General features: G+C 58.3%; 5 protein-coding genes and 2 pseudogenes. 4 read left to right on the forward strand and 3 right to left on the reverse strand.

The genetic code is table 11. The annotated features are described in order from the left end of the window. Window positions 1-371 precede the first annotated feature (371 nt). Together C4T42_RS31515 and C4T42_RS17335 are read right to left on the reverse strand one after the other, a co-directional pair. The gene (locus C4T42_RS31515; RefSeq protein ID WP_181049181.1) at window positions 372-4,190 is read right to left on the reverse strand and encodes a glycosyltransferase; all 3,819 of its coding nucleotides are present in this window, start codon (window positions 4,188-4,190) and stop codon (window positions 372-374) included. 268 nt (window positions 4,191-4,458) lie between these two features. Further along, on the reverse strand, window positions 4,459-5,889 hold the full coding sequence (locus tag C4T42_RS17335; RefSeq protein ID WP_103985537.1) for a mannose-1-phosphate guanylyltransferase/mannose-6-phosphate isomerase: 1,431 nt from the start codon (window positions 5,887-5,889) through the stop codon (window positions 4,459-4,461). A 341-nt stretch (window positions 5,890-6,230) separates the two neighbouring features. On the opposite strand from C4T42_RS17335, the gene C4T42_RS17340 reads away from it, so the two are divergent. Beyond that, window positions 6,231-7,244 (forward strand): IS110 family transposase, encoded by a 1,014-nt coding sequence (locus C4T42_RS17340; RefSeq protein WP_103985538.1) that lies wholly within the window; start codon window positions 6,231-6,233, stop codon window positions 7,242-7,244. Between the two features lie 274 nt (window positions 7,245-7,518). Here C4T42_RS17340 and C4T42_RS17345 read toward each other — a convergent pair. After that, window positions 7,519-7,647 (reverse strand): annotated as a pseudogene (locus C4T42_RS17345) (IS3 family transposase); the annotation flags it as partial. A 1,046-nt stretch (window positions 7,648-8,693) separates the two neighbouring features. Here C4T42_RS17345 and gmd point away from each other — a divergent pair. From gmd to C4T42_RS17360, 3 genes and pseudogenes are all read left to right on the forward strand, one after another. Then, window positions 8,694-9,677, forward strand: a complete 984-nt coding sequence (gene gmd / locus C4T42_RS17350) for a GDP-mannose 4,6-dehydratase (RefSeq protein ID WP_103985539.1) — start codon at window positions 8,694-8,696, stop codon at window positions 9,675-9,677. A gap of 1,109 nt (window positions 9,678-10,786) precedes the next feature. Beyond that, complete coding sequence (locus C4T42_RS31520) at window positions 10,787-11,839, forward strand: hypothetical protein (protein ID WP_146074007.1); 1,053 nt, start codon at window positions 10,787-10,789, stop codon at window positions 11,837-11,839. 156 nt (window positions 11,840-11,995) lie between these two features. Then, window positions 11,996-12,332 (forward strand): annotated as a pseudogene (locus tag C4T42_RS17360) (sugar phosphate nucleotidyltransferase); the annotation flags it as partial. Between the last annotated feature and the right edge of the window lie 187 nt (window positions 12,333-12,519).

The following is a 12,519-nucleotide window of genomic DNA, read 5'->3' on the forward strand; positions in this document are numbered from 1 at the left end:
CAGGAACTTCGGCCGCTGAGAGGGACACCACACGAGCCTCTCGCAGCGCATCCACCGGCGTCGTACAGCAAGGGCGGAACGGTTCGCAAACAGTTCTGCCCAATTTAAGCGCCCGTCGGTCGGTCGGCGCGCATCCCTCGCCTGGGGATTGGCGGCGTCGGTGACCGGAATGGACCCGGATGTGGGGATCGCGCACCTGCCTCGGCGAACCGCCGCTGTCGATCACGCTTTTGCACCCGCCACAGGGAGCCTCCAGAGCCTACCCGAACCGAAGCGGTGGTGGGCGGCGCAGCGGATTGCGGTGCTTGATTATCCCCGACGCGACCCCTTCATGCGACCTGCCACTCGCATCGCAGTCGGATCGCCCGATCTCAATCGGCTAACAACGCCTGGATCCTGCGTGCGAAAACCTCGGGTGAGAAGTCTTTCGCTCTCAGAATGGCAGCCCGCGATAAGGCTTGCCGATCCGTCGAACTACTCGAGAGCAAATTCCGCGTGCTCTCCACGAGGGTCTCGAGGGAGTCGTAGAGAAAGCCATTGACGCCGTGCGCGATGATTTCCCGGGGGCCGCCGGATGCCAGGGCAAACGGGATCGCACCGGCCGACATAGCCTCCACGACGCTGATTCCGAAATGCTCAGCTGCCCAGGGCTCGTTGGTCAGATCAGCCTCAAGGCCCGCTCCGTGCCAGTAAACCTCGGTCGAGGCATACAGAGAAGTCAACAACTCTGGCGTAGCATTAAGATGAATATGAATTGGGAACCCCGAACTCATCGCCACAAGCCGCTCGACATAATCCATATGTCTCGTTTCTGGGATGGTCGACCCGACGATGTGAAACTCGATAGGCTCGGCACAGCGCTCTTTAAGCATTTTGAAGGCCTGGATGAGGAGATCGTGGCGCTTCGCATGCCCGCCGACGAAAAACCGCCCGACCGTCATGATCGAATGCGGACATTTATCGGATGAACCGATTTGCGTCACCGGAGGCGAGATCAGACAAACCGGAATATCGGGAGCTTGGATGCTGTCGAGCCTCGTCTCGATGTGTCTTCTAGCATATACCGAGTAGGCAACATACTTCTGGTACCCTGCGACACGGGTCCGCCTCGTCGCATCGACGGCACCATGCATCGGGAATGGAAATTGGCAAATGTAAAAGTTTTTGCGCCCAAGCGGGTCCTGCCTCGGGACGACGAAGTTGTCCATGCTGATGAACAACGATGGCGGCGAGGCTCGATCAAGCTCGGACAGGAGGCGGATCTCGACTGAGTCGAGATTCAAGGAAAGCTCTTCGGCCAGCTTCAGCAACCGCAACCGGCTATACCGGTGCGGGAGCGCCAGAACGACCTTATGGTCCGCCGAGAGAAGCGCGGCGATCGACAGGAGGTAGCGCTCGCCTCCCCCAGGCGTGAGTGGGTAGGGTGTATGCAGGACTGCCACCGGCCATTCCGGTTGGGTGGGTCGCCCGCTACCAAGCGAAGACGGCACGCGCTCGGATCGGGAGCGCCGATCATCCCCCCGCTGATTGAGGGCACTCGACCAGCGATCGAGAAATTTCTTGCGATTGAGATCGCAGATATAGTGTTTATCTTCCGATGCGATCCCCCCCCTATCAGCATACGCAGCGATCGGGCCCATGTTTTGAAGGGCAAGCACCGGGACCGAATGCGATAGCACTCTCGCGATTAAATCTACATCTTCATAGGGCCCGGGCTCAAAAGCTAAGTCAAAGCCCAGCAGCTGCAAGAACAGATCGCGGTCTATAAACAACGCATCGAAACACCTGCCGTCGCGCCGAGGGTCATTAGCAAATGAAGCAACGAGCATGCTGAGATCCAGCGTCGTCAACTGATACGCCGCCGATGGATCACCGTCGTTCGAAATTACGCGCTCCACCGGCGTGGTAGAGACGCACACAGCCTTAGCACCCCCATCCTGCAGGACCCGAAGTGCAGCCAGCAATCCCTCGGAGGAGAGGGCACCAACATCCGAGACCATACATAGTTGACGGCCGCGCGATAGTTCGGCCGCTATATTACATGCTTCTCCCGCAAATCGATCACATCCGATCTTGACGATGTGTACCAGAGGAGCAAGGAAAGACAATTTTTTCAGGTTTACCGCATCACTCCCATTGTCGGCTATCACGATGTCATACGACACATCCTCAATATTCATAACGATCCAACGAATGAGCTGGATCACGTCAGAAGCAGAGTTTTTATTTACGACGAGAAAGGACACCTGAGGCGGCTCTGACTGATACTGGCTGTACACGCTCTGATATCCGCCGACCGATTGGCTAACCCCGCAATCGGTCAGCGTGTCTGCGGCCTCCATGATGGAGCGAACTGCGGCGGCCCATGACGTAGGCTTAAACTCGGACCGGATGCGCGCCTCTGCGACGCCCCTGTCAGCTGGTCTGAACAAGGCCTTTTCCAACTGAGCGTCCAAGCTTTCCCGAGATCGCGGGTCGAAATACCAAGCGAGATCGCCAGCGTGCGCCTTGATAACCGCCAAATCAGACGAGAGGCAAAGTTTTCCGTACGCGATACTCTCGGCAACGGGAAGACCGAAGCCTTCGCTCAATGATGGAAATACGGTGAATAGGCATGTACGATATAGCTCGGCCACTTCGGCGTCGCTCGCCGTGGCGATGAATACTAGCACTCCAAGATCTACTAGACGAGCAAAGCGAGGTTCCGAGGAGAGACCTTCGTCATCCCGGCCGACCAGCACCAGTTGCGGCAGGTTATGCCCGAAACCTTTGTCATAAAATTCGAGCCACGACTCGCAAAGAAGCCTCTGATTTTTACGACGATCAATAGTTCCGACCGACAATACGAACTCACGGCCCCGCAGATTCGAAAATTTTCCAGAAAGCGGCTGCCTTGAATACAAAGTGCGCGTGCCAAATGGAATCTTTTTTATGCTGATTTGAGAGGGTAGTTGAGTCGTTAGCAGCCACGTCGAAATTTCTTGAGCAACTATCGCATTTGACACGAAGATAACATTAGCAGTGTGCGACACTACGGACAACCAATGAACGAAAGATCGCGCATGAGCAGAACTAACGAGTTCAGGATGAGTAACGGGTATTATGTCATGCACCAAAACACTGATGGTCACACCCCGCTGTTTCAAAGCAGCGAATAGAAGGGCATCTGATGCATTCCAAACCACGCCTGCGAACACAACACTGTCGCCGGGCGCAGGGCGGTACACGCTCAATTTTCCGAGCGATAGATAACAATCTGCCTCAGAAACATCATCAATATCATATCCAATAGCTTGAGCTATCTTCGAAATAGACTCTCCGTCGATCAGACGTGTGACATTTGTGCCTGTATGATCTTTGATACAAGGGATAAAAGCGCTGTTCTCCTCGAACAAGCCAGACAGTAAAATCTCCGACGTCACGCGGCCGACACCAGTCAGATGCGAGTGATGGTGCAGCCAATCTATTGTGTCGCCAACATAATACCAACACACCGGATCTCGACCGACTTCCGACAAGAGTTCACGATCATTATAAATCAGGCGTGCAGGCCGGTTTTCGAAATATCCGTATTCGATGAAATGTTGAACCGGATCATAACCTGCCTGCAAGACATCAGGATTGAGGGATAAGTAAATACTTGGATCGAAATTCTTTTTGCCGAAATCTGCGAAAATTGCCTTCTCAGCAGCTGCTTGAGACGTATGACGCCCCTCCGCAAACCCATATTCGACGTAGTGTGTAAACGGGTCTTTTCCTCCGGCGACCACGTCGGGATTTCGCTTTGCGTACCAGAGGCCGTCAAAGGCTTGATGGGCAAATTTCTCCAACTCCCATACTCTGCGTGTTGGCGCGCTCCCGGCAACAAAGCCATGTTCGACGAAATGTCCGGTCGGGTTCTCCAAAGCCTCCGGGGTGTGGCCGTTCTGGTCTGCATACCAGGCTGGATCAAACGTTTGACTTGCGAGCTCATTCAGCTCCCATATTTTACGTGTTGGACTTCTGCCTTCGAGGCGACCATGCTCGATGTAATGACGCAATGCGTCAATTTCATCGCCGCGCACGTCGATATATTGATTTAGGTACCACCGCGCGTCGAATAGGTCCGCGTCCTCCAGAAACTCCAAAATTCTGCTCAACACGATTCTGTGAAGCAAATTTCTCAGAAAGCTGTGACCAAATTTTCGCAAGACGCCCATCCATTGAGATAACATTTAGAGGGGGTTTGTTTAAGGTGAACTTCGATGGCGCTTTAAATCCCTGCGTAACATATATCCACCCGTTCAGGGATGCAGGCTGCGGCTGCGGCTGCGGCTGCGGCTGCGGCTGCGGCGCATTTGCTCCGCTAGATCAAAGAAGGCGATGGGTACGCCAAGCCTGTGTCAACAATTTGCCAGGGCGGGTGAGACAGACTGCAGTTGATAGCGTTGCCTTTGGCCTTTGTAGGTAAAATCAGGCCTACCGGCCGTAGATATCCTCGACGCGGATGATGTCGTCCTCGCCGGTGTAGGAGCCGACCTGGACCTCGATCAGCTCCAGCGGGATCTTGCCCGGGTTGGCCAGCCGGTGCATCGAGCCGATCGGCAGGTAGACCGCCTCGTTCTCGTGGACAAGCACCACCCGCTCGTCGATCGTGACCTCGGCGGTGCCGCGCACCACCACCCAGTGCTCCGCCCGGTGGTAGTGCTTCTGCAGCGACAGCCGCCCGCCCGGCACGACCTGGATCCGCTTCACCTGGAAGCGCTCGCCGAGGTCGATACGCTGGTACCAGCCCCAGGGCCGGTACATCCGCAGGTGCGCGTCCGCCTCCGGCGCACCCTGCGCCCGCAGGGCGCCGACCAGCTCCTTCACCTTGCCCGAATGCGCCTTGGAGGCCACCAGCACCGCGTCGGGGGTCGAGACCACCACCACGTCCTCCAGGCCCACCACCGCGGTCAGGCCCTCGCCCTGGCTGTGCACGAGGCTGTTCCGCGTGCCGATCAGCGACACCCGGCCGCGCACGGCGTTGCCGGCCTCGTCGTGGTCCAGCACCTGCCAGACCGCATCCCAGGTGCCGACATCCGACCACGCGAACGACACCGGCAGCACCCCGGCCCGGGCGGTCCGCTCCATCACCGCGTAGTCGATCGAGATCTTGGGCGCCTGGGCGAAGGCCGCCGCGTCGAGGCGCACGAAGTCGAGGTCGGTCACCGCCGCCTCCAGGGCCGCGCGCGCGGCCGCCAGCACCTCGGGGACGAACGCCTCCAGCTCGGCCAGCATCAGGTCGGCGCGGAACAGGAAGTAGCCCGAGTTCCACAGGGCGCCGTCGGTGATCAGCGCCTCGGCGCCGGCCCGGTCGGGCTTCTCGACGAAGCGGGCGACGCGGGCCGCGCCCGGGGCCTCGGCGATCGGCTCGCCGCGGCGGATGTAGCCGTAATCGGTGGCGGGCCGGTCGGGCTCGATGCCAAGCGTCATCGTGTAGCCGGCCTGGGCGCCGGCGGCGGCGCGCCGCACGGCGTCCACGAAGGCGGCCGTGTCGGGAACGACGTGGTCGGCGGCCATGATCAGCACCACGGCCTGCGGGTCGCTGGCGGCGGCGTGCAGCGCTGCGACCGCCACGGCGGCGGCGGAGTCGCGGCCCTGCGGCTCGAGCAGGATGTCGGCGGAGAGACCGAGCTGGTCGCGCTGCTCGGCGACGATGAAGCGGGCCTCGGCCGAGGCGATGACGGTGGGCGTGGCGAAGACCGTGGCGTCCGACACCCGCGCCAGCGTCGCCTGGAAGGTCGAGCGCTCGGCGTCGACCAGCCGGGCGAACTGCTTGGGCATGCTCTCCCGCGACGCCGGCCAGAGCCGCGTCCCCGTCCCACCACAGAGTATCACGGGGTATATCGCTGTAGCTGATGCGGTCACGGACTAAATTCCTCAATACGTAGGCTTAATTGCGGCCAATGTGACTTTGCTGCGCGGAAATACTCTCGCAGCTCGACATTGGCCACTCACATGCCTTGGCAGAGAGACACCCTGTGTCCAGCCCTGTTCAATCAGGCGATCAGTCGGACGTCTGAGCTGTGTCGCTGAGGATCGTGGGGCCTCACGTCCAACCAAGCGCGCCAGAGAACCCGCTGCCATGCTCGTGCGAGCACGCGGACCGCATGAGAGTGGGTGCAGTGAATTGATGCGGTGGATGCCCCCCACAGACCGGCATCGCGTATGCCTGACGGTTGCATCGGAACCGATCATAGGGGTCATCGATGACGACGATCAGCATGTTGGCAGTCGATCTGTCGAAGGGCAGCTTTCAGGTCTGCGCTGTAGGTCCGGATGGGACGGTTCTCTACAACCGCGCGCTGTCGCGAGCTCGATTTGCCGCACTCCTTGCCGATCAACCGGCCTGCGTCGTGGCGATGGAAGCTTGTGCGACGTCGCATCACTGGGGTCGTGTGGCCCAGGCGAGCGGTCACGAGGTCCGGCTGGTTCCGGCGGTCTACGTGAAGCCGTTCGTCAAGCGTCAGAAGAACGATCGTGCAGACGCGGAGGCGATCGCCGAGGCGGCCGCGCGCCCGAGAATGCGGTTCGTGGCGGTGAAGTGCGCCGAGACACAGGGCCGTGCGGTGGCGTTTCGGACGCATCAGTGTCTGGTCCGTCAGCGCACGCAGCTGATCAACGCGCTACGCGGCCATCTGGCCGAATTCGGTGTCGTCGCCCCGAAGGGGCCGGCAAACCTTAAGGTGCTGGAAGAGGCTCTGGCCGACGAGGTCGCCGATCTGCCCGTCGCGGTGCGAGCGATGGGGACTATCTATCTCGACCAGATCGCGGGGCTGACGCAAGTGATCGAGCGGCTGGCCGACGAACTGGAGACGGCCTCGCGGACGGACGCCGATCTGCGACGCTTATGCACCATACCGGGGATCGGGCCGGTGACCGCAGGAGCCGTCGCCGCCTTCGCTCCGGATCTCGACACGTTCGACAGCGGACGCAACTTCGCCGCCTGGCTCGGTCTCGTGCCGCGGCAGCGATCCACGGGCGGCAAGGCCAAGCTCGGCTCCGTCAGCAAGATGGGGCAGACCGATATCCGACGGCTGCTCATCGTCGGGGCCATGAGCGTGATCCGCTGGGTGGTCCGCAAGGGCGGGAGCGCGAACCGCTGGCTCGCGACCCTCGTCACGCGCAAACCGAAGATGGTCGCGGCGGTCGCGCTCGCCAACAAGATGGCGCGGATGATCTGGGCCGTGACGACGAAGCAGGAAGATTACCGGATGGCGTGACCGGAGCCCCGAGCGGGCGAAGGCACGTCGTGGCCGCGAGGCCGGGGCGAGCGATCGACGAGGAGTAGGCGACACGGACTTCGAAGTTCAAGGCAGGGACATTCAGACCCGGCGCTCGAGCGCATGCAGCTCTCTGAACCGATGTGAACCCAGCCTTCCGAACAGCATACTGGCCCGTGGCGTCATCGAAGGCCACATCATGAGGCCTGACACACGTCCGATCGAAGACCCCGCCGAAACCTCAAAGATTGTGCTTGCCAAACAGGGGGCATCCACACACGATTTTGGCCGCGATCGATCGGATCGCGGCCCATTGCGAACCGTGCTCGTTCTCATGCTCCCGGGCCAGCCGGACTGCCCGCTCGCGAACCTCAGGGGAAAAGGGTGGGGTATGCTTCGTCATGGCTCCAGTCTCTCAACAGTTGGAGCCTCCGAAAATCCCGGGGCGATTCAAATGGAGTTGCCCCGATAAACCACGATTCATTGGTGCGCGCCCGGCGGCCGATTAAGCAAGGGCAGCGCGTGGGCCACCTCAAAGGTCTGCCCCGGTGCGGTCCGGAAGGCAATCGTCCGGCATGCACTGTCAGTAATCATGCGAGCCTTGGTACCATACCCGACACGCGATCGGCCAAGAGCCTCATGATCGTCTTGCTCGCCTGCAGATCCCCCTTATCGCGGCCATTCCCGCCTTCTGATGCGCAGGCATGTTGGTGCAGTCGAGAATCGCCATGCCCAGCTGAACGCCGTGCTCCTGCACAAAGCCGAGCAGACGTTCCCACCCACACGCGACCACTGGGTGAAGATCCGCGCCGTACGCCGCTACGGCCCGAGCTCTTGCGGGATCGCGCGCCACTCGGCGCCGGTCTGATGTCGCACATCTGCCACGGCGACATTCCATCGTGTGGTCCAGCGCCAGGATAATCGGACCGCGCGGCGCGGAGGCTGAGATCGGCAGGCCTAGCAGGATGTGGCTGCCAGAGCGTAGGTACCGTGCCGCGCGGCTGAGGATGCGGTGGACGTTCACGAACCGCCGCGCCTGCGCGTCCCATGATGCGCAGGACGCTCACCACCGAGCGGCGGCATAACGTCAGGATCGCACCGATCAGCAACAGTAGAACATGGTGCTGTGAGCCGTGAACGAGCAGCGGCGCGAACGCCAGGATGATCCCGGTGAGGCGGGCATGCAGAGGCAGCATGCGTGTGTATCTCGGCGGGAAGCCACCAGCCTACCTACCCCTCACGCTCGCTTCGTCACTTCAGCCCACCCAACCCGCCGCAAATGGCCAAAGGCAAGCTAAATGTCTTAGGGCAGCTCATAATCGAAGCGGCCCATTCAGAAATCCAGCACCACCCCACAATGTATATTTATTCCTATTTTGTTGGGCGCTGGGTTGACTTTCGTATTCCGACGGTCGTAGCAGCCGGGAATCTTTGGGACGGGACGGGTTCATGACGGCCAAGCGAGCGCTGATCACGGGTGTGACGGGCCAGGACGGGGCGTACCTGGCGCAGTTGCTCCTGGAGAAGGGCTACGCGGTCACCGGCATCGTGCGCCGCTCCAGCCATGCGGGCGTGTTCGACCATCGCCTGAAATGGCTCGGCATCCTCAACGACGTAGAGCTGGTCGACGGCAACCTGCTCGACCAGTCAGCCCTGCTGCGCATCGTCCAGGCGGCCAAGCCCGACGAGATCTACAATTTGGCCGCGCAATCCTTCGTGACCTCGTCGTGGCAGCAGCCCCTGCTGACCGGTCAGGTCACCGGCCTGGGCGTAGTGCACATGCTGGAATGCCTGCGCTCGGCGGCGCCGCACGCACGCTACTATCAGGCCTCGACGTCGGAGATGTTCGGGCTGATCCAGGAAGAGCGCCAGAGCGAGTCGACGCCGTTCTACCCGCGCTCGCCCTACGGCGTGGCCAAGCTCTACGCCCACTGGATGACGATCAACTACCGCGAGAGCTTCGGCCTGCACGCGTCGAACGGGATCCTGTTCAACCACGAGAGCCCGCTGCGCGGCGTCGAATTCGTGACCCGCAAGGTCACCGACGCTGTGGCGCGGATCAAGCTCGGCAAGCAGAAGGAATTGCGGCTGGGCAACATCGACGCCAAGCGCGACTGGGGCCATGCCCGGGATTACGTCGAGGCGATGTGGCTGATGCTGCAGCAGGACCGGCCGGACGATTACGTGATCGCGACCGGCCGCACGACCACGGTGCGGGACATGTGCGCCATCGCCTTCCAGCACGTGGGACTCAACATTGACGACCATCTAGTGGTCGATCCTGCCCTGTTCCGACCGGCGGAGGTGGAGGTACTGCTGGGCAACCCCGCCAAGGCCAAGGCGACGTTCGGCTGGGAGGCCCGCACGAGCCTCGAGGCGCTGATCACCGAGATGGTCGATGCCGACATCAGGCGCGTCAGCGCCAACGTCTAAGCAGCTACCAGGAGAACTGTAACCATCACAGATCCGTCTACTCCTATCTAAGCGCAATAATATCCGAGCGAGGCTTTAAGGACGTAATCCATATTTGTCGACTTATCACGCGACGATTCGTCGGCAACGTTAGTCTCTATAAGCGTGTGCCGATAAAATTCTCGCCGAATCGGTGTAATAAGTGGCGAAGATTTGATGACTAGTATAGATCAAGATCCGCCGGATGTAAGTCACACAGTTATTGAGCTGCGAGGCCATTCCGGGTGTAGAGTTGAAGTAGCCCGCGAGCGTAATTCTTTCTTCGTTCGGAAGACCTCGGGTTCAATCGATTACAATAGGCGATTGTCCCTACAAATAGAGAAACAGGCAAGACTGCGGTCAATTCTACCGGTGGCCGAGATATATAAGATTCATTCAGAAAACGGTCTGCTATCATATGATATGGAATTTTTGAATGGACGCGATTTCAGATCACAATGCTTAGAGCAACCGATAAGCTGGGTTGGACGCTTCACTGAGCAGCTGCTAAGCTCGATTCATTCACTGTCGATGTTAAAATCCTCGACGCTCTCTTCGTCGGCTTTCCATAATAAAATTGCGAGTATTTCAGGAGCACTAAGATCTCATCCGAGGGCTAATGAGGCAAATGCAATTTTTGATTCTTTAATCTGCTATCTTCGGCAAGAAAATTGGACATCGATCCCGCAGACGGAATGCCATGGAGATCTTACGCTCGAAAACCTGATTTTTCAAATCGATGGCGCAGTTTATTTTATAGATTTATTAGATAGTGACCTCGATTCGATTTGGTTAGATTTCGCAAAAATTCTATTTGATCTTGAAGCTGGCTGGTCACTGCGCCACCATTTGTCCACCAACACAGATTCGGGCAGCGCGGAAGTCCGCCTTCTAAGAATGGTCAGTAGATATTTGTACGATGAGATTTTGGCTGGTCTCGGAAGCAGATATCCAAACTTAGTCCAGAAACTTACTCCACTAAAAATACTGCAGGCTGCCCGAATAATACCGTACACGCATGACGATGCAGCATTTGAGTGCTTAATTTCTTATATCAGAGCTAAACTGAAATAAACTTGGAGCGTTAACTTATGAGCACAGGAACTCTACTTCTGCCGATTGCTGGTCGATCGGCAAGGTTTCCCGGGATCAGACCAAAATGGATGCTGACCGCACCAAACGGGCAATTAATGCTCGAGCTTGCCCTAGAGACAGTCCCGCACTGGCGAAACCACCGAGTGATCATTGGCGCGCTTAAGGAACACCTTTGCGACTTGGGCGGGGAGATAGCGATCCGAAGGGCGCTCGGTAACCTTCCTGAAATTGTGTCCTTCGACAGTGTGACCAGTGGCCCGGCCGAAACTGTGATAGAGATGATCTGCCGAAATAAGGTTACCGGTCCCATTTTTATCAAAGACTGTGATAGCTGGTTCTCCTGTTCCGAGAACCTGTTCGACAATCTTGTATGCACAATCGATCTACATGATTATCCTAAAATTACTAGCGTAGCTCGCAAGAGCTTTGTTCAGACGAATGGAAGTGAAATAATAACGGGAATTTTTGAGAAGATCGTTTGCTCGAATCATATTTCAGTAGGAGGATACGGAGTCCGATCTGCTGATCTCTTCCTGGAGGCTTATAGCTCGATAGGCTGCGAGCAAAATTCTGGAGAGCCTTTTGTCTCCCATGTCTTGCTGGAACTTATAAGAAGAGGCGAGGTCTTCAAATCATCGGCAGTCAAAGACTACAATGATGTCGGGACTCTAGAAGCTTGGCATTCATTCCGGAATAATCATGGGCTCTATCTATGCGACATAGATGGGGTAGTCTTCCGTAATGCTGGTGAATACTTCCCGCCTTTCTGGTCAGAACCTGATGTTCCACTAGTTGAGAATATATATAAAATTCGAGGCCTTATAGATTCAGGTGCCCAGTTTATTTTTTTGACCGCTCGACCAGAGAAATATCGGGAGAAAACCGAGCAATCACTTAATGAGGCAGGCCTAAAATGGGCATCCATAATATTTGGCCTCAATCACTCACGCCGATTTCTTCTGAATGATTTTGCGCCTACGAATCCCTTTCCGTCAGCTGTCGCCATCAATTTGCCACGAGATCAAGATATGCTCAATAAATTTCTCTAGGATGGGTGTTCTGGTAGAGGATCTTCGCTTGGTTTTGCCTGCCAGTAGGCGGCTTTTAGGCCGAGTGTTGAGCGTCTTGGGAGCGATAAACTTGTTTTCCTCGATGACTTCGCCCTGTTGACGGGGACGCGTCTGTGGCCGGCCTCTCGCGGGAGCATGCTCAAGCAGTTCGCCCGGCTGGTGGACGCGCAGACCTCGACCTTCCAGGCAACCCTGTCGCAAGTGTCGGACGCGCCCGTGTTCGCCACGCCCACCGTGGTCGCCTCGGCCGAGGCCCGGTTCATCGTCGCCGAGCAGCGCGACCAACTCGGGGTGTCCGCCGACTTTCTGCTCGAGCCGCAGGGGCACGACTCGGCCGCGGCTTTGGCGGCGGCAGCCCTGCACGCGGCGCGAACCGACCCGCAGGCCGTGGTGCTGATCATGGCCGCTGACCACGTCGTGCCCGACAAACACGCCTTCGTGGATGCCGTGCAGCGCGCCACCGGGCGCGCGGGCGAGCTACACCATAGCGCTGGGTATCGAGCCGTGTATCAAAAGCCGATTTAGACGTCTTTAATGTAGACACATTGAGACCGAACTATGCAAATAGAAGAGTTCAAGCTGTCAGTGGTTGGTGAGGACGGGGAGCTGTATCGCTTGGCCGAGCAGATCGATCCGACGTGGTATCTCAATCGGTACCC

It is taken from the genome of Methylobacterium sp. 190mf (assembly GCF_900107945.1).
In the GTDB taxonomy this organism is placed as follows: domain Bacteria; phylum Pseudomonadota; class Alphaproteobacteria; order Rhizobiales; family Beijerinckiaceae; genus Methylobacterium.